The sequence below is a fragment of the Aeoliella mucimassa genome, from assembly GCF_007748035.1.
Taxonomy (GTDB): domain Bacteria; phylum Planctomycetota; class Planctomycetia; order Pirellulales; family Lacipirellulaceae; genus Aeoliella; species Aeoliella mucimassa.
In genome coordinates this window covers 2,679,914-2,705,640 of sequence record NZ_CP036278.1, presented here as the reverse complement: position 1 = coordinate 2,705,640, position 25,727 = coordinate 2,679,914, and the positions used below count along the sequence as shown (strand labels likewise).

The following is a 25,727-nucleotide window of genomic DNA, read 5'->3' as shown; positions in this document are numbered from 1 at the left end:
TAACTGAAGTAATTCGCGTGTCGTTCCTGTTTCCCATGGTGTTCTGGATTGGATTGCCGCTAGTGGCATTGCCGCTAGTGATCCATCTATTGAACCTCCGCAGGCAACAGCGGATTCCTTGGGCAGCCATGGAGTTCCTGCTCGAAAGCCAGGAACGAAGCAAAACTTGGATTAACCTCAAAGAGTTGATCCTGCTGTTGCTCCGCACCGCGGCCATCGCCTTGCTGGTGCTACTCCTGGCCCGACCCACCACTCGGAGCGGCTGGATCGGTCGACTGCTGAACCGTCCGGTGCATCATTTGATTGTGCTCGACGATAGTTACTCCACGACCGACCGCTGGGCGGAAACGACCGCCTGGAAGGAATCCCTCGGCGCGGTTCGCGACATCACCGACGCTGCGGCCGACCAATCGACCGCCAGCATGATCACCGTGCTGCGATTCAGCGAAGCCGAAGTGGAGTCGGAAGATCCGCGTCCTGCCATTTTCCGTCGACCGCTGGACGCCAAGTCGCGACAGGAACTCATTTCCCGCATCGAAACCGCACAGCCCTCCGACACCGCCAGCGGCATCCTGCCCGCACTGCGTCGGGCGGCGGAACTCGCCAGCTTGCAGCCTGCCGAACAAGATCTGGTAGTGCATATCGTCTCTGACTTCCGTCAACACACGATGGAAGAACTCGATACCATCCAGCAGGCGGTCGCCTCGCTCGAAGCCCAGGCGACCGAAGTTCAGTTCGTTCGCACCGTACGGCAAGCTCACGAGAATCTCGCGATTACCCATCTGGCACCTGCTTCCGGCATTCGAGCAGCAGGCGTGGAGATGTGGATGGAACTCTCGGTCGAGAACTACGGCAGCACCCTCGCTCGGGACGTGGTGGTAGAACTCGAACAAGATGGCAGCCCACTTGTCGCGGTGCCTGTCGGCGACGTGCAAGCGGGTGCCAAGGTCGATCGTCGGTTCCGAGCCACCTTCGTTGGCTCCGGCGCTCACTGGCTGGCTGGCAACTTGGACGCCGACGCGGTGGATCTCGACAACCGCCGAGTGTACGCGACGCAAGTTCCGGAAGCCCAGAAGATTCTGCTGGTGGATGGCTCGCCGAAGCGCTGGGAATCGTATTATCTGTCGACTGCGTTGGCTCCAGGCAGCATCAAAAGCGGCTGGCAGCCCGAAGTGGTCACTCCCAAGGAGTTCAGCAAACTCGGCTCGCTTTATCCTTACGCAGCTATTGCGATTTTGGATGTTCCGCGACTCTCGGCCGACGACCTCACGCGTCTCACCACGTTTGTGAGCGATGGAGGGGGCTTGTTCATCACGCTTGGCGAGTCGATCGATCGCGAATTCTGGTCGGGCGAAGCCTTTGCCGCTGGCGAGGGACTGATGCCCGCTCCTCCCGACTTGCCCACGCAATGGCTCCCATCGCGCGACGACTCCGAAGGCCCCGTGGCCGACATCCGCGTTGTCGATCATCCCGTATTCGGCATCTTCCGCGGCGAGCGCAACAGCATGCTCAGTCTGATGCGGATCAACTACTACTATTCGCTCAAACGTGGCTGGCAAACCGAGAACACGACCGACGTGAAGACCATTGCGAAGCTCACCGACGGCTCCCCGCTGGTAGTGGAAAACCACTTTGGTCAAGGCAAAGTAGTCGCGCAGCTTAGCAAGGTCTCGCCCGACCAAGGCAACCTCGGCAGTTGGACTAATTTCGGCATGAATCCGGCCTTTGTGGTCCTGGCGAACGAACTGTTTGGCTACCTTGCCAACGGGGCGAATGCCGACCATGTGCTTACGGTCGGCGAGCCGGTGCGGATGCCGCTCGATCGCAATCAATATGTCGGCTCCGGTACTATTTCACGCATGGGCAAAGGAACTCCCTACCAGGCTACCCTGGCGGCCGACTCGACGACCGAAGCAATGGCCATCGTCAGCGAACCGATCGACCGTGCAGGCCTGTACAAACTACAAATCGACCGGGCGGCTGGCGGGATCGAAACCAGACTCGCCGCGTTGAACCCAGAACCAGGCGAAGGCAACCTTCAACTGATTGCCGACGCGACATTACGACAAAAGTTTGCCAGTGAGCAATTTGGGCTGCGTTACGCCGACGAACTATCGTCGGAAGCAAACCCCAGCGAATCGAACTGGACCGAAGTACTACTAACCCTCCTGGTGTTGGCCCTGGTCGCTGAACAAGCGATGGCCTACGCCTGCAGCTTCCACGAATAACCCAACCCACGAATAGGAACGCCCAGGTGCTACCCGATTTCGTTACCACGCCCGACCTCGCCCCGCTCGCAGCCGCTGAATCGGCAGCCGAAGCGGTGTATGAGTTTGCGCGGCTCGAGTCGCTCCGCGACGCGGGTGGTTGGGTAGCTGCACTTGTGGCTCTGGTCATAGCGTTGATGGGGTTTGTGTGGTGGATGTACCGCCGTGAGGCGCGAACCGTATCGCTCCCCAAGGCAATGCTTTTGGCGACTCTTCGCTCGGTGGCCATCGTAGGACTCGTCGTGTTCTTCTTGGGACTCGAACGTCGCAGCAGCACCCAGGTGGTGGAGCCTTCGCGACTGGCGGTGCTGGTCGACACCAGCTTGAGTATGGACCTGCCTGCCGACGAAGCGACCTCTACCGACAAAGCCACCCGGGCGGCCAAGGCGCTTACGTTGCTGGCCGACACCGAACTGCTCAAAGAACTGCGGGCGACGCACGATGTCGACTTGGTGGCGGTTGGCGAACAAGCTCGCCCGTTCACCTACCTTCCGCAAATCGCTGCAAGCGAAGACGAAGAGCCGGCAACAAGCGATACCGAAGAAGACGACACCGCAGCAACCGAAGTCGATCCCGCGCAACTGGCCACCGAACTGATGCCGGCGGGGCACGAATCGCGTTTGGGCGATGCGATCGCCGAGACCATCGAACGCTACCAAGGCCTGCCGTTGGCGGGCATCGTACTGCTGACCGATGGTGGTCAGAACCGCGGGCTGAACCTTCCCTCGGCCGGCGAAGCGGCTGGCGAAGCCAAGGTGCCAGTCAGTAGTGTTGCGTTTGGGCCAACCACCGCTCCCGCAAACTTGATTGTCCGCGAGCTGATCGCTCCCGAGCGAGCCTTCCCCGGCGACAAACTCACCTTGCAAGCGGTGCTGCAGGCCCAGGACCTGTCGGGCCAGCAAGTGGAGTTGCAGTTGTCGCGTCGCCCCGCGACCAACGATGACGAGTCCGCCGCACCAGCCGACTGGGAGATACTCGAATCGCGCAACGTGCCGATCGACGGCGACGACTCCATCGAAGCCATTCGCTTCGAGACCACCCCGGCCGAGCCGGGCGAATACATCTATGAAGTCCGCGCGATGCCGAACTCGCGCGAGGTGTTGAAAGACGACAACGTCCAACAAGCCCGCGTCGCGGTGATCGACCGCCAGACGAAGGTGCTGCTGTTTGCCGGTGGTCCCACGCGTGATTACCGCTTTGTTCGTAATCAACTGCAACGCGACAAGAGCTTTGTGGTCGACGTACTTTTGCAAACCGCTGTGCCAGGCATTTCGCAAGACGCGAATGAGATTCTTACCGAGTTCCCCACCACGGCTGAACAGCTTTCGAAGTATGACGCCATCGTGGCATTCGATCCGAATTGGACCTTGCTCAACAGCGAGCAGATTCGCTGGTTGGAGCAGTGGGTCGCGCGACAAGCCGGTGGTCTGGTGGTCGTGCCAGGGCGGATTCATGCTGCCGAATGGGGCTATGATGATCGCTTGCGGACGATTCGCGGGTTGTACCCGGTCCGCATGCCAGAGCAACTGCTGGGACTTAGCAGTAGCGACGAGAACAACGAAGTCGCCCAACCACTGACCTTTACCCGTGAAGGGGAAGAAGCCGAGTTTCTCTGGCTGGCCGACAATAGCGAAGATAGTCTGTTGGCTTGGGAAGAGTTCCTTGGCATTTATTCTCCGTTCGCTCACGACGGCCCCAAGCCAGGTGCAACGGTCTATGTCGAAGCTGGAGCCAACTCCGACGGTGACAACGGCATGCCTTATATCGTGGGACACTACTACGGGGCTGGGCAGGTGCTGTTCATCGGTAGCGGCGAGCTTTGGCGTTTGCGTAAGCTCGACACCAAATACAACGATCGGTTGTGGACCTCGATGCTTCGGCACACGAGCCAGGGCCGGCTGCTGCAAGGTTCGCCGCGCGGCAAGTTGCTGCTCGCCCAGGATCGCTACGAACTGGGAGCCACGGTTCCCGTGCGGGCGATGCTGTCCGACCTGCAGATGGAACCACTGATCGCCGAGAGCGTGGAACTCGAGATCGAAATGCCGGGCAATCGCGGGCAGAGTCTTCGGCTTACCGCCGATGCCGCTCGGGCAGGGAACTTTGCCGGCGAGTTTCGCGTCGTTCTTCCAGGCACCTATCGGTTGCGATTGGTCGTTCCCGATTCGACCGACGAATTGGTGCGTACCATTCGAGTCACAACTCCACAGCTTGAAATTGGCCAAACCACCCGCAATACCGTCGACCTCGAAAACCTCGCTCGCCAAACGGGAGGCTTTTACTACCCCACCGCGATGCTGGCCATCGAAGGCAACGAGCAGACCCCATCGCTGGCGGCCGCCTTCCCGAGCCAATCGCGATCCAAGCGGGTGGTCGGTGCCATCGACAAGTCGTTCGCTCGGCAACAGTCGTTCTGGCTGCTGGGCCTGGTTACCGGTGTCTTGGCCATCGAATGGATCATCCGTCGTTTGAGTTACCTCGCTTAATTTTTGTCTATGCCATCCACTTCCCCAATGAACGACGCCTACACCCCGGTGAGCCAGTTGCTCGCTCGGCTGCGAGGCCGTATACGCACCTATGTGTGGGCCGAAGCCATACTGCTGGCCTTGGTGCTGCTGGGAGTCGTGTTCTGGGGAGGTTTGCTCGTCGATTGGATGTTCGAGCCCTCGCCCGAATGGCGGATGGCCGCCCACGTGGTGGTTTCCGTTGCGGTAGTGTCGATCATCGTCTGGTGGGGACTTCGCCGCTGGCTGGTCGATCTCTCCGATCACAGCCTGGCCCTGATCATCGAACGCAAACATCCTGAGCTTGCGGATGCTTTGTCGTCGGCGGTCTATATCCATCAACATCAAGATCGGGACGACATGCATCCCGAACTTGCCCGCCGCACTTTGCAGGAAGCAGCCGAGGCGGTCGGGCGTATCGATACCGATGGCCTGCTCAATCAAGTGCGACTCAACCGTTTTGCCTTGCTGGTAGGTGGTCTCGCGATCTCGGTTATTGCCTTGGCACTTGGTGTACCGAGAGTGTGGGATGCCTATACCGAGCGTTTGGCGTTGTCGCCCGAGCAATGGCCGCGAACCGTGTCGCTGGAGATCGATGGCTTCGAACCCGATGGCCAAGGTGGTTTTGTCCGCCGGGTGGCTCGCAATGCCGATGTGCCGCTGGTGGTAAAGGCCTCGCTGGCCGAGGGGCTTTCGGCTCCTGAGCGAGTTACCATTCGCTACCGCTGGCGCGAAGGCCGCCGGGGTCGTGACGACCTGGTGCGGATCGGCGACGCCCAATCGGGACGCGACGAAGCCCAACGATTTGAGTACCTGTTCGAACGGATCGCCAGCGACGTGGAATTCGAAATCCGCGGCGGCGACGATCGACTTCGCCGGTTGCGGCTCGAGGTGGTCGAGCGTCCCAAGGTCACCGCGCTCAGTTTCGAGTGCCAGTATCCCGCCTACTTGGATCGCTCGGATCGCTCGATTCCTGCCGGGCCGCGGGTCGAGCTCCCCGAAGGGACCAAGCTGGTCGCCAAGGGCAAAGCGAACAAACCGCTGTCGCAGATTCGTTGGCGACGCGTCGTACAGACCGACGATACGCCGGTGATTACCAACGAAGCGACGACCGATTTCGAGAAACCGCTGACGGTCGCTGCCGACGACATGGAGATGGAAGTCGAACTGGTTGACGAAAACGGCATTTCCTCGGCCGAGCCTTTCCGGGTGACCATCGTCTCCCGTGAGGACGAACTGCCGCAGGTGCTTGCCTCGCGGCAAGGCATTGGCACCGCCATCACTTACAACGCTCAAGTGCCAGTGCAGCTGAACATCGAAGATGACTACGCGGTGAACTCCGCCTGGGTCGATCTGGTGCACGATGGCGAGTCGCTCCCCCGAGTCGACGTGGCCATGCCAGCCGCGGCGAATGGAGAGGTCATCACGCTGGCCACCGTCGACCTCGCGCAGCTGGCCAAAGAGCATGCCGACGACCCGCTTTATCAGTTCTCGGAAGGGCAGCTGATCACCATCACCGCAGGAGCCAGCGATCGTTACGATCTGAACGAAAACTCCCGCGAGTCGACCGCCCGCCCACTGAGCTTCGAGATCGTTTCGGAGGAAGATCTGATGCTCCGCCTGGCGGCCAATGAGCAAAACTTGCGACAGACCTTCGAGTCGATCGCCGATAAACTGCTGCTGCTCTACGATTCGCTCGAAAAAATGGATGGCGTTGCCAGTACCGATCTCGTAGTGGTGGCCACTGCCGAGGCTACCGAGGTTCCCTCCGACGAACCGGACGAAAACGAGTTGACCGAAGACGCCGATGCGCAGCTCGCCCGCGAGGCGGGTCGTCAGGCCGAAACCGCTCGCCAGATTGGCGACGAAGTACTCGGCGTCGCCGCCGGGTTCGAGGACATCCACGCCCAGCTGTTCAACAATCGGATTGAAAACACGGAACTGTCCGACCGCATCGGCAACCGCATTGCCGCGCCGCTGCGTTCGCTCGGCGAGCAGCGGATGCCCCAAGTGGCCGAGCGCATCGCCGACTTGGTCAACGAGGGGACGCTCGACATCGCCAAGAACGAAACTCGTCAGGCGATTGCCGAAGTGGAGCAGTTGTTGCGGGAGATGCAAGGCTTGGAAAACTATAACGAAGTGATCGCCATGCTCCGCGAGATCATCCGCCAACAGGATGAGATCAACGAAAAGACCAAAGAACAACAAAAGAGTAACCTCCGGGACCTGTTGCTTGATTAACATCATCTGCTCGCCGGCGCATAGAACGCTGCGACTAGATGCCCCGTACTTTGAGGACTCCTCCCCGAAAGGGACCATGCCATGTTGCGAATCTCGGAACACCATCGACCAGGTACACTGCTGCTTTTGGCAGCGCTGCTCCTGGCGTTGCCGCACACGCTCTGGGCGCAGGACGAAGCTCTCACGGATAGCAAAGCCCCTACGGGTCTCACGCTCGAACAAGAGCGCCTTGGCAGTCGCTTCGAGCGGCTGGAAGCCGTGGCCGCCCGGCTGGCCGAATTGGCCGAAAAAAGCGAGCCTGAACATGCGGAGCAGTTGCGTCGGGCGATCAAGGCGAGTCGCGAGAAAGGCCTTGCCGAACGCTTTGGCTCGATTGTGAATCTGCTCGAGACCGAACGACTGTCGGCCGCGGCCACCGATCAAGAGGAACTGAAGGCCGAGCTGGAACTGCTGCTGCAAGTGCTGCTCGAAGATCCCAACGACAGCGAACGCGAAGCGATGAAGCGTTTTCTTAAAGGGCAGATTCAAGAGCTTGGCAAGCTGATCCGCCAGCAACGATCGCTGCGCAATCAAAATCAAGAAGGTGCCGATGCCAAGCGCTTGGCCGACAAGCAGTCGGATGTCAACGAGTCGGCAGATGACGTGCAGAAAGCACTGGAAGAAAACAGCGAGGGGGGCTCCGAATCGAAGAGCAGCGAGTCGCAAGGTGCCGAGGCTCAAAGCGGCGAGTCCCAAGGGGCTCAGTCGCAGGGCGGAGAGGCCCCGGGGAGTGAATCGCAAGGTGGCGAGTCGCAAGGGGGCGAATCTCAGGGTGGGGAGTCCCAAGGTGGTGAATCGCAAGAAGGAGAATCCCCAAGCGGAGAGTCTCAGGCGCAGCCCCCTCAGGAGTCGAACGATCCGATTCAGAAAGCGGCCCAGCGTGTTGCCGAAGCGCGTCGCGCAATGGAACAAGCCGAGAAAAAACTTCGCGACGCGAAACGCAACGAAGCGGAAGCCGAACAGCGAGAAGCCCAACGTGAGTTGGAAGCAGCTCGCGCCGAACTGGAACGCATCCTGCGTCAGCTTCGCGAAGAAGAAATGGAACGACTGCTGGCGAAGCTTGTCGCCCGCTTCAAAGAGATGCTGGCCAAGCAGCAAAGCATCTACGAAGAAACCGTGACGATCCACGAAGCGTCGTCCCAGGCGAGTACGCGAAATCTGATGTTGCAGACAATTCGTCTTTCGCGTCGCGAAGCCGAATTGGTTCGCGATGCCGAGAAGGCGCTCACCTTGCTTCGTGAGGATGGTACCTCGATTGCCTTCCCCGAAACCACTGAGCAGATTGCCGAAGACATGCAATCGGTCACCGCTCGCCTGGCCACCGGAAGCGCTGGCCCGATCACGCAGACCGTGGAACTCGACATCATTGCCGGAATCCAGGACATGATCGGTGCCCTCGAGCAAGCTCGCGACGAGTTGGCTCAGCAGCAGGGTAGCCCTCCTCCGCCTGGCGAAGGGGGGGGTGGCTCGCCGGGCGAGTCGCCGCTGGTGCCGAAATTGGCCGAATTGCGGATGATTCGTACTTTGCAGGCGCGGGTCTACAAACGGACCCAGGATCTCGGCGGGCTGGCGGACAATCCTCAGGTGAAACCTGCGGAATTGGCGGCCGAACTCGAGAAACTCGCTGACCGTCAGGAACGTATATTTGAAGCCACGCGGGACCTCAACAGCGACGCAAATCGTTAATTTCATGACCATTTCGTCCAGATTGCGGCTTCCGCGTTGTTCAAGTCCCTATAATTGTCGATACTAGTTGGAATGGGCGGGGACAGGCGATTAACCCTTCCGAGGCCTAGAGAGTGATGAAACAGATAGCCATGACATATGCTGGATGCTTGTTGTCTGCGGCTCTGGTTTTGACGACCGTTGCCACGGCTGCCGAGAGCGGTTCGGAAACCACCGAGGCCGTCTCGACGGCCTGGACCGCGGTTCCGCCGGAGCAGGTTGAATCGGCCATCGTCGCCTGGTTCGAGGCCACGGCCGAAAGTCCCGAGCAAGCGGCCCAATGGCAAGCCGAAGCCCGCCCGACTCTCGACCAGCTCTACACCTCGGCCGACCGCCTGGAAGCGATTGCCGGAACTGCCGCGATTGCCTCGCCGGAAGTGGCGAAGCTCGCCGAGCAGTGCCGCACCGCCCCGACCGAAGTCGAGCAGCTCGACTGGCTCGACTCTGCTGAAGTTCCTTACTGGCTGCGTAACAACTTGCGTTTGCTGGTCGGGCGTGCGTTGGTGCAGACCGAGCACTACGAACCAGCACTCGCAGTGCTGCAAGGGTTGCAGCCCGACGATGTGTTCGCCCCCGCTTCGCTGCTGTTCTATCGATCGGTCGCCGAGCACCAACTGGTACAAATCGACGAAGCCCGCGCTTCGCTCAAAGCACTGCTCGACGCCGAGCAACCGCTGCCAGAGCGTTTCTCGCAAGTCGCTCGCTTGATGCAGGCCGACCTTGCCGAGGTCGAACAAGACTCGCTCGATCACATCGCCCGCCGCATGTCCGACGTCGAGCGCCGGCTCAGCTTGGGAGAAGCCAACGATCGGGCGCAGGAGGTCGAGCGTGGCATTATCGAGTCGCTCGACAAGATGATCGATAAACTGGAAAAGCAGCAGCAACAACAGCAGCAACAGCAACAAGCCGGCAGTCAGCCATCGGGCGAACCGATGGACGACAGCAAGATCGCCGAGCAAAAGGGCGAAGGCAAAGTCGATGTGAAAGACATCGGCGACAACTCGGGCTGGGGCGACCTTCCGCCGCGTGAGCGCGAACGGGTCATTCAGCAGATCGGTCGCGACTTTCCGGGCCACTATCGCGACTTGATGGAAGAGTATCTCAAGCGACTGGCCACCGACAATCGGGACGACGCCGACGAATAACCCCTTTGATCTCCACCGTTGATTGAGGCCACCTGCCTTGTTGTATCTATTTACCTGCATCCTACTCGCTTCGACTGCTGCGGTAGACGTACGCATTACGACCGTCGACGACACCACCGTGCAAGGTGCGGTGCAAACGTGGGACGACCAATCGATTGCGCTCGACACCTCGGCCGGAGAGTCGACCGAATTGCCGCTCGATAAGGTATTACGCGTCGACATCGGCAGTACTCCATCGGCAACCGATCAACCACTGGGAGCAGTTCACCTGACCGACGGTTCGAGCCTCGCAGTTCGCGACCTCACCATCGCCGACGGCCAGTGCGTCGCAAACGCTCCGGCGCTGGCGACCGACGACCAGTCGACCACGAGTTTGCCGCTTCGCTCCGTTCGTTCGATTCGCTTGATGCCGCTCGACGCAGCGGTGCCAGGCCTCGGCAAGGAATGGCGTGATCTGCAACAATCCGACGCCGCTGGCGACCTGATTGTGATCCGCAAGCCGGAAGCGACCAACCTGAACTACGTGGAAGGCACCCTGGGCGACGTTACCGCCGAGGCGGTGCAGTTTACGCTCGACGCCGATACGCTGAACGTCGCCCGCACCAAGGTGTTTGGGCTCGTGTACTATCGCGGTCCTGCGAGCGACGAAGCCGCGCCGAGTCGGGTGCTGGTGACCGGCCCTGGCTTGCGACTCTCCGCTAAATCGGCCCGCGTCGAAGGCGATCAGGTGGTGGTGCAGTCTCATTTGCTTGGGGAGCTCCGTTTGCCTTTGCAAAGTGTTTCGACCATCGATTACTCGATCGATCGCGTGCAGTACCTCAGCGACCTGGAACCAGTGCAACTGGCCTGGCAACCGACCGCACTCACGTCGCCTGTAGCGACACTGCTGGGGGGAATGGTTCGTGATCGTGGTTTCTACTCCTCGGCTCTGGAAATTGAGTTCCCCACCGACAGCCTGCCAGCCGACGAGGTGAGTTCGTCCGGATTGCCCGAACGCATCACGTTCAGCAAAGGTCTTGCGGTGCGAAGCAAGTCGGAACTCGCGTTTCGCGTGCCGAAGGGTTTCTCGTACTTTCGCGCTACCGTGGGCATCGACCCCGAAACCGCTGCCACCGGCGAGGTGCAACTCACCGTGCAAGGGGATAGCAAAGTGCTGTTCGAGCAAGCCATTCGCGGCGGCGAGGCTCCCGTGGAGCTGGAGTGCAAGGTCTCGGGCATTCGTGAGCTGAAATTGCTGGTCGATTACGGAAGCCGCGGCCCCACGGCCGGCACCGGCGACAACTTGAACTTAGGCGCGGCGAGGTTTACCAAGTAATGCGATTACTACTGCTACTCTCGCTCGCCTGGATGCTAGGGACTTCGACCACTCACGCGGTGGCCCCCGAAGTGCTCGAGGCCGAAGCACAACGTATTGCTGTGGTCGAGAAGATATCGAGAAGCACCATTGCCATCTTCGACAGCAAAGGGCAGGGGGGTGGCTCCGGCGTATTGATCTCGGCCGATGGCTACGCGCTGACCAACTTCCACGTCACCGCTCCTTGCGGTGCTGCCATGAAGTGCGGACTGAACGATGGCAAGCTGTACGACGCGGTGCTGGTGGGACTCGATCCCCCCGGCGACGTCGCATTGATCAAACTGCTGGGCCGCGACGACTTTCCCGCTGCCGAGCTTGGCGATAGCGACGCTTCGCAAATCGGCGATTCGGTGATCGTTGCAGGCAATCCGTTCCTGCTGGCCGAAGACTACACGCCGACCATCACCTACGGCATTCTCTCCGGCACGCACCGCTATCAGTACCCAGCCGGCACACTGCTCGAGTACGCCGATTGCCTGCAGACCGATGCGTCGATCAATCCCGGCAACTCGGGTGGTCCGCTGTGGGATAGTCAGGGCCGCTTGATCGGCATCAACGGCCGCGGCTCGTTCGAGAAACGTGGGCGCGTGAACGTCGGTGTCGGCTACGCGATTTCGATCAACCAGATCAAGCTGTTCCTTACGCATTTGAAGTCGGGCCGCGTGGTCGACCATGCGACGCTCGGGGCAACCGTGGCCTCGGCCGGCGAAGGTCGCGTGGTGGTGGACGACCTGCTCGAAGGGAGCGACGCCTACCGCCGCGGCATCCGCTTCGGCGACCACATCACCATGTTTGCCGGGCGTGACATCACCACGGCCAACGAGCTGAAAAACGTACTCGGCATCTACCCCGCCGGCTGGACCGTGCCGGTGGAGTACGTGCGGGATGGAGAGTTCTTCAAGGCCAACGTGCGACTCGCATCGCTGCATGGCGAAGGGGAACTCGAAAGCCTGATTCAGCAACAAGAAGAGCAAGAACCAACTCCGATTGAGCCCCCCGGCCCGAAGGATGAAGATCCCGAAGGCGAGGGCGAGGCTCCACGCCGGTTGCCGATTCCCAATCCGCTGGAAGCGCTGCCGCCGAAGCCCGAAATCCCTGAAGTCGTTAGCAAACTGTTCGAGGAACGCATTGGGTTTGCCAACTACCACTTCAACCGCATGCACCAGGAGCGGATCGCGGAAGCCTGCCCGCAATGGATGGTGTTGACCGCTGGCAAAACGCTGGTGGTCGACGCGACCGACCTGTTGCAACAAGCGGTCGCGATCGAATCGAGCGCCGAGGAAGGGAGCTTGCGTTCGGTTCGCGGTCAGTTCTTTGCCAAGTTCGATACACTCGACGCGGCCGGCAACGGACCTCCTGGCTCGGGCGGCATGCTGGCCGCAGTGCATCAATGGCGCACCCTGCTGGCCGAAGGCCCCGCGGGCTTTGAAGAGTGCTACTACCTCGGCCAGCTTCCGTTCGGTCCTCGCCAGCAGCTGTACGACTGCCTGGTCGCGATGGAAGAAGGCATGCCGACCCACTTTTACTTCGATACCAGTTCGCAGCGTCTGATTGGTTTGGAACATCATACCTCCGACGATTTTGATCCTTGTACGATTCGCTTTAGTCGCTTCGAGGCCTGGGAGTCAGGCGAGTTGCCGATGACGTGGGTCGTTACTTTTGGCGACAACGCTTACCTGGAGTTCAACGTGAACTCCTATCAACAGGTCGATAAGTCCTCTGCAGAAGAAGCTCCGGCCGAGGAGGACACCAACGATGAATAAATTCCTTTTGCTGTTACTGGTGATGGTCAGTAGTCCGCTACTGGCCCAGTCGCCCGACCGACCCACCACATTTGCCGAAGTGAATCGCTACGCCCAGCAGCGGAGCGTGAAGATCTACGGTGCAGGTGGTCTGCAGCAACTCGAAGCCTATCAGTCGGGCGCGATCGTTTCGGCCGAGGGTCACGTGGTGACCGTCGCCAGCGTGGTGCTCGATCAAGACTCGGCCACAGTCGTCCTGGCGACCGGCGAGCGACTCGAAGGCACCGTTGTCGGAGTCGATCCGATGATGGATGTTGCGGTGCTGAAGCTGGAATCGGACGAGCAGGAACTGCCGTACTTCGATCTGGCCGCCCGCCCGCTTCCTTACGAGGGCATGCGGGTGCTGGCGTATTCGAATCTGTATAACGTCGCAACCGGCGACGAACCGGTGAGCGTGCTGCATGGCGTGTTGTCGGTAATCGCACCGCTTGAAGCTCGCCGGGGAGCGTTTGCCTCGCGGTACCGCGGCGATGTGTACATCGTCGACGCGGCGACCAACAATCCCGGTGCTCCTGGCGGTATGTTGCTCGATGCATCGGGTCAGCCGCTGGGCATGATTGGCAAAGAGCTAAAGAGCGAGCTAACCGGCGCCTGGTTGAACTATGCATTGCCATGGGAACTGGTCTCCGATAGTGTCGAACGCATCTTGAATGGCGAATTGGGACAGTCGATTGCCGACGACCTGGAACCGCTCGAAAACGCGGCCACGCTGTCGCTGCTCGGGTTCCACCTGGTACCAAACGTGGTGCCGAGAACGCCGCCGTATGTCGATACGATCGTGCCGGAGTCGCCGGCCGCAGTGGCTGGCCTGGCGCCAGACGACCTGGTGATTTCGATCGCCGGCATGCGAACCGGCACCCGCGACGACGTAGAACAAGCACTCCAGCAAGTGCCGAACAACCAACCGGTGCGAATCACCTTGCTGCGGGGCAACATGTTACTCGACGTTGAACTCGTTCTTACCACCGGAGGCACACCATGAGCTTCGCGTGTCGTCTCCCGATGTTGCTGATCGCTTTGATAACCAGCTTGCTGGTTGCCGACGCTTCGCGTGGGCAGTCGCTCGAGCAACTTGAACAACAAGCCATTCGCGAAGCGATTGAACGCGTGCAACCAGCGGTCGTACAGCTGCAGATCATCGGCGGTGCCGATCAGGTCGGCGGGGTCACTATGGCCAGCGGCCCCTCGACCGGCGTGTTGCTGTCGAGCGATGGCTACGTGGTTACCAGCCGTTACCGCTTCGAGCCGATGCCGGCCACGGTGGTCGCGATGCTCGAAGATGGTCGGCAGTTTGCCACCGAAGTGGTCGCGACCGATTTCAGTCGCAAGCTCGTGTTGCTCAAGCTGGTGAACGCCAGCGATCTGCCAGTGGTCGAACCAGCGCCGAGCGATAGCTATCGCATCGGCCAATGGGCCATCGCCCTGGGGCGCACCTATCGCGTCGACCGCCCGAACGTGTCGGTCGGTGTCTTGAGTGCCACGCATCGCATTCAAGGTCGTGCGTTGCAGACCGATGCAGCCGTATCGGCGGCTAACTACGGTGGACCTCTGGTCAACATCGAAGGGCAGGTGCTCGGCATCATCGCGCCGATGTCGCCCCAGTCGGAACGCTCCATTGCAGGGCTCGACTGGTACGATTCGGGCATTGGGTTTGCCGCGCCGCTGGCTGATTGGATGCCGGCCTTCGAACGCTTGAAGCAAGGCGAAGACCTGCAACTCGGCTATATGGGCGTTTCGCTGGCCAAGGGTCTGCCGCGCGAGACGGCTGCCGAACTGGCGACAGTCACCCCTGGTGGGCCGGCCGCCGAAGCAGGACTCGCTGCAGGCGACGTGATCACCGCGGTAGCTGGCAAGGCGATCACCACGCAAACCGAGCTGCAGCACGCGGTCAAACCGCTGTACGCGGGTGATAGCGTCGAAATCACCTACCAACGAGGCGAGTCGTCCGAATCGGCGACACTCACGCTCACCAACATCGCTAAGCTGCAGGAACTCGCCGAAGCGGCCCAGCCGACCGAATCGCCGGAAGCGGGCGAGAAAGCCGAATCCAAGGCCGACAAAGCCGACGCCGACGAGTCGGATGATAGCAGCAGCGACGAGCCGGAAGAGTCGGCCGAATCCGAAGCAGAATAGCCGCTCGACGCTTGCCAGCTGCTGCCGATGCTGGCGCCGAATCGGTGTAGGCCTGCCCCCGGGGATTCGGGTATAAGCATCCTTCGCGTTACGCTTTTCGTTCTCGCTGTTGGATGTGCTCTCATGTCGCTGAATCCGCTGACTCCTGTTGCCGATTACCAGTCGATGCTCACCCGCATATTCTGGTTTACCTCGGCTGCGGCGCTTTTGGCGATCTGCATGCTGCGTTCGTCGATCGAGGGACTCGACACCTTTCTGTCGGCCATCGATGGCACGTTGAAAATCGACCGCGAGAAGAGCTTGCTGGTGCCGGTCGGCTCGCTCGCCCCGGCATTGCTCGTGGGGCTCGCATCGCGGGTGTTTCGGATTCATAGCAATATCGCCAATTGGTTGGGAATTCGTGAACGTTTCGACCTGGACGTCATCCTGCGGGCGCTCGCCCGCGGTACTCAAACCGACTACCACCAGTTCTCGGAAGCAACGCTGCTCAAGCACCGCTACGACCTGATGAAGCGATGCTTCTACCAGTACGTGAATGGCCGGCGGCCGCAAATCGACGAGTTGCTCATCGAGCGGGCGCTCGACATGTGGAGCTGGTTCTGGGTAGGCATCGAGACCACGGTGGTGTTCGTTGCAACGTCGTTCATCTACATCGCGTGCGGTCAGCTCTCGTCGGGCATGACGCTGTTCGGTACCACACTCGCATTCGCGACGCTGGGGTTGCCGGCGATTCGTGATGAATGCCGTCGTTACGCGCTGGCGCAGGTTCGGGAGATCCTGGCCGAGCCCGAGCGGGCAGAGCAGGTGCGCGAGGCGTTCGCCAAGCTGATACCAGCGACCGAGGACACCTACCGCCGCGCAGCGTAACGATTGTTTTGCCCCCATTTGCCACAAAATCGATTGGTGGGGGCAATTCTTACGTCATCACCACTCGACGCAACTTCCACCCCAGCCATGACTTACAAGGAAGAGTCGGAACGCAAGTGCCAGCTCCCCAAAAGCGAGTGGGGGCTTTATCATCGGGCTGAGTTGGCGTTTGGTCCACATGTCACCTGATCCTTTCGAGTTCCTTCGCAGAGCTTTACGGCTCCAACACCTATACATTTACACATCATTAGATCAGATCACCAAGCGGATTCAACAACGATTTTTGGCCACCCCATTCGTGGGGGAGACAGAACTTTTTTGCCCTGACTTGCCAAGACGGATGGAGCCGCGGCGAATTACCCTTTAGGCGGTGTGCACCGCCTAAACTTTCACGCACCTTAAGGGAGATAGTTGTCATGAGGTCACTACAGTTGCTCGCTCGGCGAACCCTGCGGCAGGCAATGGTCGTTGCGGTGGTTGCCGCCACCACGGCTTACACGGCCCACGCGCAATCGGAAGCGCCGGTCGAAACCGGCCCGCGAGTGTCGTTGGATGCGGTGGATATGCCGGCCGCCAGCGTGGAGTTGGACTTGGGTCCCGGTCTGGTGCGTCACTTCTTCAGAACTGGCGACGCGGTAGTTGCCGGATTGCTGGAAGGGCTTGCCACTTCGGAAGATCCCTCGGCCAAAGAGAACCTGCAATTCGCCGCCAAGCAAATCACCTCGGCCCGCGAACTGGGCGACGTGTTGAGCGAAGTAGTACGCGAAGTTCACATCCGCGTGTGGGCCAATGGCGAAGCGACCGAAGGTCAGGCCGAGCAGCTGGTCGCCTACTTCGATAGCACCCTGAAAGGCGAAGCATGGGAGCCAGTGCTCCGCGCCCGCGATGGTGAAGAGATGGTTCGCTTGTACGTGCATCGCGAGGAAGATTCGGTCAACGGCATCGTGATCGTTGCCGCGAACGGACCGGACGAGATGGTCGCCCTGAACGTGGTCGGCGACCTGTCGCCCGACAACGTCCAACGACTGGTGAGCACCGCCACGCGGATCGGCGTGCAGCTGGGCCTCGATAGCGAGCTGAGCAAAGGCATCGGCCAACTCAAGCAAGAGATCGAGTCGAAGCGCAACCGCTAGATGACTCTCATGTATTAGTCCCCCAAGGCCGAACTCGCTGTGCCCCCAGCGAGTTCGGCTTTTTTCGTAGCCGCACGCGGTGCGTGCGCTGCCCCCGCCCCGAATGAGGGGGGAGAGCGTCAGCAATCTGGATAGCGAGGTAACTTTTTTGCTCTTCGGGGAATAAGCGATCGAGCTGGTGCGTATTCAGGGAAGAACGGAGTTCTCCTCTTCTTTTTCCGCTCCGAAACGATCGGCCGCCAGTCGAACCTATGGAGGAATTCAAATGGCAGTTACCGTTGCTCGCGACCCCGCATCTCTTCCCCAACGCCCCCTCGCTCCCCAGCCTGCGAAGTTTTCGACCACTCCCGGGTTCGAACGATTTGGCCGCTGGGGCGAACGAATCACCGTGATCCGCGATGGTGGACTGGCCCCGATGGCCTACGCCATGGCCAACCACCCGCAACGTGCGGAGTTATCGGACAAGCAGCTCTGGCAGGATTGTTGCCAGACTCGCCGCGAGCTGACCTGCGAGTACCAGGTGGTCGAGCTCGATGCCCCGTCGTTCTTTCTGCCCGCGGGCGAGTCGGTATTCAAAGTGATTGAGAATCCGATTCAGCTACCGGACAATCCGCCGCAAGGGGTGATGATGCGTCATCTCGAAGCGATGACCGCCCACCCGCTGGCCAAGTTTTACCTGCTCGAACCGGTGTTCACACCCGACGATGGTTATCGGTTGCTCACCGCCGACGAGCTTCGCGAGGAAGCGCATGGCGATCGACAGGACTCCCAGCGGTTGGCCAAATGCCTCGGCTGGGCGTATCGGTCGCTAGCCTGGTCGCAGGCGCGGCGTCGCGATTTGGCGGCCTTGGCCATGCGCACTGCGGCTAACACGGCTGAACTACTGGCCAAACACCTGGCACCGGTTACCGAGCCCCGCAGGTCGCGCCGCGAGGGACGATTCGGGCGAGTGGTGCCGAGGGACGTGGTCGGCGACTGGATCGACACCGAGCACGGGTTCGGGCTGACTCGCGACGCCCGGCGATTCCGCCGCGCGATGCAGGAGCTGCAATGGCGCGTGAGTTTCGACCCGATTCTCTGCTTCGAGCTCCCTGAAGAGCCGGGCGAGCTGTGGTTCGAGGCCCACTGGTACACCGGCGCCGATGGGCGTCGTTACGTCCATTATTAACCGCATTTTCCCCGTGTTTCCTCTGATGCGACGAGCCGAGCCGACCACGTAAAAGTGGAGGCTCGGCTCTTTTTTTGCCTTTACCCGAAATGTCGGGCACCGTTGCCAACCGGCTGTCGCCTGAACTATCCTTAAGGGTATAGGCGTTGTCTTCTCGCAATGGTGTGCATCGCCCAGGCGTCTAGTTTCAATTTCACTTTCACGTGGCCCTTGTCCCGGTGGTATCCTCTACCAACGGGCATGTCGTGGCTGCTTGGCGGTGCCGTTCGCACTAGTCTGCCTACTGGCATGAGCCACGATTGATAAGTCGAAGACCGCGCCGACGATGGCGGCGATGTCCGACGACACTTATCCACCTCTTTGGAGTTACCTCATGAAACTGTTTACTCCCACTCTCTTGGCCCTTGGTCTGCTGCTTTGCAGCCCTGGCTTTGCTCAAGTTGCCTCGCAAGACTTCGATAGCATCATGCTCTACACACTCAAGAACTCCTCCGGCACCACGGTCACCGTGACCAACTACGGTGCCATTATCACCTCGATCGTGGTCGCCGACCGCGACGGCAACATGGGCGACATCGCGCTGGGTTACAACAGCGCGGACGACTACATGAACGCGGTCGACAAGCCTTACTTCGGCGCGGTCGTCGGACGCTATGGCAATCGCATTGCCAAAGGCAAGTTCTCCATCAACGACGTGGAGTACACGCTGGCCGTGAACAATGGCGAGAACAGCCTGCACGGCGGCATCATTGGTTTCGACAAGGTCGTGTGGGACGCCACCCCGGTAGGCGACAACGCGCTTACCCTCACCTATCTGGCGAAGGATGGCGAAGAAGGGTATCCCGGCAACCTCGTGGTGAGCGTCACCTACACGCTGACCGAAGAGAATGAACTGAAGATGCACTACCAGGCAACCACCGATGCGACGACTCCGGTGAACCTGACCAACCACACCTACTTCAATCTGAAGGGCGAAGGGGAAGGCACCATCCTCGGTCACGAGTTGATGCTGAACGCCAAGAAGTTCACGCCTGTCGACGAAGGGCTCATCCCAACCGGCGAGCTTCGCGACGTCGATGGCACCCCGTTCGACTTCACCACGGCCAAGGCGATTGGTCGCGACATTGAAGAAGAGAACGAACAGCTCACCTTTGGTGGTGGTTACGACCACAACTGGGTTCTCGACAAAGAGGGCAAAGAAGGCGAAATGACCTTGGCCGCCCGAGTGAAAGAACCGACCACCGGCCGCGTGCTCGAGGTCTACACCACCGAGCCTGGCGTGCAGTTCTATTGCGGTAACTTCCTCGATGGTCGCTTGAAGGGCAAAGCGGGCAAGCCTTACGTGCACCGCAGCGGTCTGTGCCTGGAAACCCAGCACTACCCCGACTCGCCCAACCAGCCGAACTTTCCCTCCACGCTGCTGGAGCCAGGCGAGAAGTACGACACGACCACCGTGTTCAAGTTCTCCGCGGAGTAAAAGGACGCCGACAAGGCTGTCACCCCCCGATTCCACCCAATTCGTAATGGAGCGCGATACCTATGACGGCCTATTCACTTCCTCGAATCAAGAAGCCTGCACCACTGCCCGAAAAGCATGTTTACCTGATGGCCAACGGCGACCTTCGCCTGAGTGCCAATCAGAACTGCTGGGCAGCCCAATACGAGATGGAGCAGGCAATCGGCGAGGCAGTGAATAGCGCCGGGTGGACGATCGTTCGGGCACATTCCTTCAAAGACGACGAGCAACATGGCTTCATCGGCTCGCAAGCCGAAGGAATGAAAGTATTTCGCGATGTGGATCCTAAGGCCCCTCTGATTGTGGCCGAAGCTGTGTGGCAGTATTCGCACCATTTGCTGCATGGTTTACTGACCCATGAGGGGCCGATCCTCACGCTGGCCAACTGGTCGGGCACCTGGCCCGGCCTGGTTGGCATGTTGAATCTCAATGGCTCGCTCACCAAAGCGGGCGTCGAATACAGCACTCTGTGGGCCGACGACTTTGCCGACCCCGCGTTCGGCGAGCAACTTGCCAAGTGGCTCGACACCGGCAAGGTGACCCACGTCATTGAACACGTGGTGCCGCTCTCCGAGGTGCAGATTGGCTCCGAAGAGCAACAGCTAGCCACCGCCCTGGCCGACGAACTCAAGCACAACAAAGCCATCATGGGCGTGTTCGACGAAGGCTGCATGGGCATGTTCAATGCCATCATCCCCGATCATCTGCTGAACCCCACCGGGGTATTCAAGGAACGACTGAGCCAGTCGGCCTTGTACTACGAGACCACCCAGGTATCCGATGCCGAAGCCCAGGCGGTGCGGCAACGGATGGAAGAACTCGGCATTCAGTTCCAGACCGGACCGACGCACGAAACCGATCTGACCGACGATCAAATCCTGTTGCAGTGCAAGATGTACATCGCTGCGGTCCGCATCGCCGACGACTTTGGCTGCGACCTGATTGGTATCCAGTACCAACAAGGTTTAAAAGATGTGCTGCCGGCCAGCGATCTGGTGGAGGGCACCCTGAACGACTCGCAACGCCCGGCAGTAAAAAGCCGCGACGGCAGTCGCGTGCTGTACGAAGGAGAGCCGCTGCCGCACTTTAACGAAGTGGACGAGTGCGCGGGCCTCGATGGATTGTTGACCTACCGCGTGCATCGCGCCATGGGCCAGCCGGTCGAGAATACGCTGCACGATCTTCGCTGGGGCGACTGGGATCAGTCGGGCACTGTGGAAGATTATGTGTGGGTGTTCGAGATCAGCGGCAGCGTTCCCCCCACCCATTTGATCAATGGCTGGGCCGGCGCGGTGAGCGAACGCCAGCCAGCGATGTACTTCCCCAACGGCGGCGGTACCATCAAAGGTATCTCGAAACCTGGCGAAATCGTCTGGTCGCGCATCTACGTGGAAGACGATCGCCTGAAGATGGATCTCGGTCGGGCAGGGGTGGTTGAGCTTCCCGCGGCCGAAACCGAGCGGCGGTGGCAAAGCACGACCTCGCAATGGCCAATCATGCACGCGGTTACCTACGGAGTGTCCCGCGACCAGATGATGGCCCGGCACAAGAGCAACCACATCCAGGTGGCCTACGCCAACTCGGCCGAAGAGGCCGACAAGGCGACGCTGGCCAAAGCCGCGATGGCGGCCGCCTTGGGCATGGAGGTCGCCCTGTGCGGAACACGCAAAGATGGCGGTAGCTGGAGCTGATTTCCGCCTGCCTGAGGCCTCGCCTGAGGGTGGAGAAACGAAAAAGAAGATCGAAAATCCGCAACTTGCCGGCTAGATATATCTTAATTTTGTTTATATACTAGCGAATTAGTCGCCAACCCCATGGCGAATCTTTTCCTCAGCTTGGCACGGTTCAGACACAGGTGAACGATAGGATGTCGGATCGATTTGCGATTGGCGTAGACTACGGCACCAACAGCGTACGCGCATTGGTGGTTAACGTAAGTACGGGTGCAGAAATTGCCACCCATGTTTATGACTACCCGAGCGGCGAAGCGGGCATTCTGCTCGACTCCCGCGATCCCAATCTGGCCCGCCAGAGCCCGATGGACTACATCGATGGCTTCATGACGTCGGTCCGTTCCGCAGTGCAGCAAGCGAGCAGCACGCCAGGCTTTTCGGCCGAAAACGTGATTGGTATCGGGGTCGATACCACTGGCTCGACGCCGATGCCAGTGGACGAATCAGGGCAGGCGCTGGCCTCGAAGCCGGAGTTCAAAGACAACCTGGCCGCTTACGCCTGGCTGTGGAAGGATCACACCTCGCATGCCGAAGCCAAAGAGATTTCGGCCCTGGCCACCGAGCGGGGCGAGCCTTACCTGGCCAAGTGCGGTGGAATCTACTCGTCGGAGTGGTACTGGTCGAAGATGCTGCATTGCATTCGCACCGCTCCCGAAGTGGCCGCAGCGGCCGCCAGTTGGGTGGAGCTGGCCGACTTCATCCCGGCCCACATCACCGGCAACGCCGCTCCCGATAAAGTGGTGCGAGGCATCTGCGCAGCCGGTCACAAAGCCATGTACAACGAAGCTTGGGGGGGGCTGCCGAGCGAAGAGTTCCTGGCCGCCCTCGATCCACAGCTCGTCAAATGGCGATACACTTCCAAGGCGGTTCCGGCCGATCAAAAGGCGGGCGACCTTACCGCCGAAGTGGCCGACTCGCTCGGGCTGCCAGCCGGCATTCCCGTGGCCGTCGGAGCTTTCGACGCCCACATGGGGGCGGTCGGCGCCGGAGCCCAAGCCGGAACGCTCGTCAAGATCATGGGCACCAGCACCTGCGACTGCTTGCCGGCTCCGCTGGCGAACGAGCTGCCCGATATCCCTGGCTTGTGCGGTATCGTTCCCGAGTCGATCCTGCCTGGCATGTACGGGCTGGAAGCCGGTCAGTCGGCTGTTGGTGATATCTTCAACTGGTTTGTGAAACAGCTTTCGCCGGCCGCGTTCGGCAACGACGCCGAGGCCCACGCCAAGCTGACCGAGGCCGCTGCCAAACTCAAGCCCGGCGAGTCGGGCCTTGTAGCCCTCGACTGGAACAACGGCAACCGCACGATTCTGGTCGATCCGCTGCTCACCGGTTTGCTGGTCGGTCAAACACTGCACACCACCGCGGCCGAGATTTACCGCGCGTTGGTCGAAGCGACCGCTTTCGGGGCCCTGACGATCATTCGTCGCGTCGAAGAGTACGGCGTTGAAGTCAACCAGGTGATCAACTGCGGTGGCATCGCCGAGAAGAATCCCATGGTCATGCAGATCTACGCTGATGTCTGCAACCGCCCGATGAAGATCAGCCGCTCGGCCCAAACTTGTGCGTTGGGTGCCGCGGTGTTCGGCGCGGTGGTCGGCGGAGCCCACGACACGGTCAAAGCGGCCCAAGCAGCGATGACCGGGGTTAAAGAAACGGTTTACGAGCCGATTGCCGAGAACGTCGCTGTGTACGAACAGCTTTATCAAGTTTATCGAGCGCTGCACGATGCGTTCGGCACGGCCGACTACCACGGCTCGCTCCACGAAGTCATGAAGGACCTGATTCGCATCCGCCATCAGGTTCGCCAGCAGTAAACGCGATGCTTCCCATGCTTGAAGACCTAAAACAACACGTGTGGCAAGCCAACCTCGACCTGGTGGCGCATGGCCTGGTAACACTGACTTGGGGCAACGTGAGCGGACTGAGCGACGATGGCGAGCTGTTTGCCATCAAGCCGAGCGGGGTCGCTTACGACAAACTGCAGCCCGAGCATATCGTGCTGGTGAGTGTCGACACGGGCGAGGTGGTCGAAGGCGACCTGAAGCCCTCGAGCGATACTCCGACCCACCGCTACTTGTATCAACACTTCACCGGCATCGGCGGCGTAACCCACACGCACAGCACCAAGGCGACCGCCTGGTCGCAAGCTCGCCGGGCGATTCCCTGCTTCGGCACGACGCACGCCGATCACTTCTATGGCGAAGTCCCCGTCACCCGCCCGCTCACGCAGCAGGAAATCGACGAAGCCTACGAACTGAACACCGGGGTGGTGATCGTCGAAACGTTTGCCGATCTCGACCCCATCGCGGTCCCAGGCGTGCTGGTTGCGAGTCACGCCCCGTTTGCCTGGGGACCGACCGCGGCCAAGAGCGTCGAGAACGCAGTCGCCCTCGAAGCGGTCGCCGAAATGGCACTCGGCACGCTGGCCCTGCAGCCGGCGATGCCACCTGTTGAACAATATTTGCTCGATAAGCACTACTTTCGCAAGCACGGAGCTGGCGCCTACTACGGTCAGAAATAGCCGTAACCCACTTCTCTGCACGGGAAGCTTTTCACCCTTTTAACTCTTTGATGCGTAACGTCCATGTCCAGCGTAATTCCTGATCTCAAGCAGTTTGAAGTTTGGTTCATCACCGGCAGCCAGCACCTGTATGGTGAAGAAGCCTTGAAGCAGGTCGCCGAGCACTCGCAACAGGTCGCCGCGGCGCTCGACGCCGATCCGCAGTTGCCGGTGAAGGTGGTCTTCAAACCCGTGCTGACCCGTCCCGAGGAAATACGGCAGCTGATGCTCGACGCGAACTCCGCGCCGAACTGCATTGGCCTCGTTGCTTGGATGCACACGTTCTCGCCGTCGAAGATGTGGATCACCGGGCTTAAGTCGCTCAACAAGCCGCTATTGCACCTGCACACGCAGTTCAATCGCGACCTGCCTTGGTCGACCATCAACATGGACTTCATGAACCTCAACCAGTCGGCCCACGGTGGTCGCGAGTTTGGGTTCATCTGCTCGCGTCTTCGCATGCAACGCAAAGTGGTGGTCGGGCACTGGGAAGATGGCGAGGTTCGCCGACAGATCGGCACCTGGGCCCGCGCGGCCGCGGCTCGTCACGACCTGCAAACCGCCCGTATCGCTCGCATCGGCGACAACATGCGTGAAGTCGCGGTGACCGAAGGCGACAAAGTGGCCGCTCAAGAAGTGTTCGGCTACTCCGTCAATGGCTACGGCCTCGGCGACGTGGCAAACCACCTGCAATCGATCAGCGACTCGTCGGTCGACCAGCTCTGCCTGGAGTACGACGAAGCCTACGAGATGGCCGACTCGCTTCGCCAAGGCGGAACCCGCCGCGACCAGCTTCGCGACTCGGCCCGCATCGAGCTGGCGCTTCGCTCGTTCCTCGAATCCGAAGGCTTCGTCGGCTACACCGACACGTTCGAAAATCTGCATGGCCTCAAGCAACTGCCTGGCATCGCTTCACAGCGTTTGATGGCCGATGGCTACGGCTTTGGTGCCGAAGGCGACTGGAAGGCGGCCGCCTTGGTGCGGGCGTCGAAGGTCATGGCCGCTGGCCTGCCTGGCGGTACTTCGTTCATGGAAGACTACACGTATCACTTGCCCAGCGGTGGCGGCCAGGTGCTCGGCGCTCACATGCTGGAGATCTGCCCGTCGATCGCCGCGGCTCGCCCGAGTTGCGAGATTCATCCGCTCGGCATCGGCGGCAAGGAAGATCCCGTGCGACTGGTGTTCGACGCCCCGGCTGGCCCGGCGGTGAACGCGACCGTGGTCGACCTCGGTAACCGGTTCCGCATGGTGCTCAACGAGGTGGATGTGGAAACACCCCCCGAGCCACTGGAGAAACTTCCCGTCGCGCGAGCCTTGTGGACTCCCAAACCAGGACTCTCGGTCGCGGCGGCCGCTTGGATCTATGCTGGTGGTTCGCACCACCCAGTGTTCAGCCAGGCTTTGTCGACCGAACACTACGAAGACTTCGCCGAAATGACCGGCATCGAAATCGTAGTGATCGACGCCGATACGAAACTTCGCGACCTCAAACAACAATTGCTGCTGGGCGACCTGCGGCGCGATTAAGGTAGGTGGCCAGGCA

17 protein-coding genes are annotated in these 25,727 nt (G+C 60.5%); all 17 read left to right on the top strand.

Features of this window, described 5'->3' with window-relative positions; genetic code table 11:
- Positions 1–17: 17 nt before the first annotated feature.
- The 17 genes from Pan181_RS10830 to araA all read left to right on the top strand — a co-directional run bounded on the left by Pan181_RS10830 (position 18) and on the right by araA (position 25,711).
- Positions 18–2,228: a BatA domain-containing protein gene (locus Pan181_RS10830; protein ID WP_145246823.1), complete on the top strand. Its 2,211-nt coding sequence runs from the start codon at positions 18–20 to the stop codon at positions 2,226–2,228.
- Between the two features lie 26 nt (positions 2,229–2,254).
- On the top strand, positions 2,255–4,750 hold the full coding sequence (locus tag Pan181_RS10825; protein ID WP_145246822.1) for a hypothetical protein: 2,496 nt from the start codon (positions 2,255–2,257) through the stop codon (positions 4,748–4,750).
- Between the two features lie 9 nt (positions 4,751–4,759).
- Complete coding sequence (locus Pan181_RS10820; RefSeq protein ID WP_197529153.1) at positions 4,760–7,009, top strand: hypothetical protein; 2,250 nt, start codon at positions 4,760–4,762, stop codon at positions 7,007–7,009.
- Positions 7,010–7,090: 81 nt separating this feature from the next.
- Entirely contained in the window at positions 7,091–8,734 is a 1,644-nt protein-coding gene (locus Pan181_RS10815; RefSeq protein ID WP_145246820.1) for a coiled-coil domain-containing protein, read from the top strand.
- A gap of 131 nt (positions 8,735–8,865) precedes the next feature.
- On the top strand, positions 8,866–9,918 hold the full coding sequence (locus tag Pan181_RS10810; RefSeq protein WP_145246819.1) for a hypothetical protein: 1,053 nt from the start codon (positions 8,866–8,868) through the stop codon (positions 9,916–9,918).
- Between the two features lie 37 nt (positions 9,919–9,955).
- Complete coding sequence (locus Pan181_RS10805) at positions 9,956–11,233, top strand: NPCBM/NEW2 domain-containing protein (RefSeq protein ID WP_145246818.1); 1,278 nt, start codon at positions 9,956–9,958, stop codon at positions 11,231–11,233.
- Complete coding sequence (locus tag Pan181_RS10800; protein WP_145246817.1) at positions 11,233–13,035, top strand: S1C family serine protease; 1,803 nt, start codon at positions 11,233–11,235, stop codon at positions 13,033–13,035. Before Pan181_RS10805 ends, Pan181_RS10800 begins: the two co-directional genes overlap by 1 nt.
- Positions 13,028–14,056: a S1C family serine protease gene (locus Pan181_RS10795; protein WP_145246816.1), complete on the top strand. Its 1,029-nt coding sequence runs from the start codon at positions 13,028–13,030 to the stop codon at positions 14,054–14,056. Before Pan181_RS10800 ends, Pan181_RS10795 begins: the two co-directional genes overlap by 8 nt.
- A complete protein-coding gene (locus tag Pan181_RS10790; protein ID WP_145246815.1) occupies positions 14,053–15,207 on the top strand; it encodes a S1C family serine protease in 1,155 nt (384 codons plus the stop codon). Before Pan181_RS10795 ends, Pan181_RS10790 begins: the two co-directional genes overlap by 4 nt.
- Before the next feature lie 123 nt (positions 15,208–15,330).
- Entirely contained in the window at positions 15,331–16,074 is a 744-nt protein-coding gene (locus Pan181_RS10785) for a hypothetical protein (protein WP_145246814.1), read from the top strand.
- A gap of 416 nt (positions 16,075–16,490) precedes the next feature.
- Positions 16,491–17,207 carry a DUF4252 domain-containing protein gene (locus Pan181_RS10780; protein ID WP_145246813.1) on the top strand — a complete coding sequence of 239 codons (717 nt, stop codon included), beginning with the start codon at positions 16,491–16,493 and terminating at the stop codon, positions 17,205–17,207.
- 265 nt (positions 17,208–17,472) lie between these two features.
- Complete coding sequence (locus Pan181_RS10775; RefSeq protein WP_145246812.1) at positions 17,473–18,375, top strand: hypothetical protein; 903 nt, start codon at positions 17,473–17,475, stop codon at positions 18,373–18,375.
- Between the two features lie 373 nt (positions 18,376–18,748).
- On the top strand, positions 18,749–19,852 hold the full coding sequence (locus Pan181_RS10770; protein WP_145246811.1) for an aldose epimerase family protein: 1,104 nt from the start codon (positions 18,749–18,751) through the stop codon (positions 19,850–19,852).
- A 62-nt stretch (positions 19,853–19,914) separates the two neighbouring features.
- Complete coding sequence (locus tag Pan181_RS10765; protein WP_145246810.1) at positions 19,915–21,582, top strand: fucose isomerase; 1,668 nt, start codon at positions 19,915–19,917, stop codon at positions 21,580–21,582.
- 176 nt (positions 21,583–21,758) lie between these two features.
- Positions 21,759–23,438 carry a ribulokinase gene (locus Pan181_RS10760; protein ID WP_145246809.1) on the top strand — a complete coding sequence of 560 codons (1,680 nt, stop codon included), beginning with the start codon at positions 21,759–21,761 and terminating at the stop codon, positions 23,436–23,438.
- Between the two features lie 14 nt (positions 23,439–23,452).
- Positions 23,453–24,145, top strand: a complete 693-nt coding sequence (locus tag Pan181_RS10755; protein ID WP_145252152.1) for an L-ribulose-5-phosphate 4-epimerase — start codon at positions 23,453–23,455, stop codon at positions 24,143–24,145.
- A gap of 63 nt (positions 24,146–24,208) precedes the next feature.
- Positions 24,209–25,711, top strand: coding sequence for an L-arabinose isomerase (gene araA / locus Pan181_RS10750; RefSeq protein ID WP_197529152.1), 1,503 nt, complete (start codon positions 24,209–24,211; stop codon positions 25,709–25,711).
- The last annotated feature ends 16 nt before the right edge of the window (positions 25,712–25,727 follow it).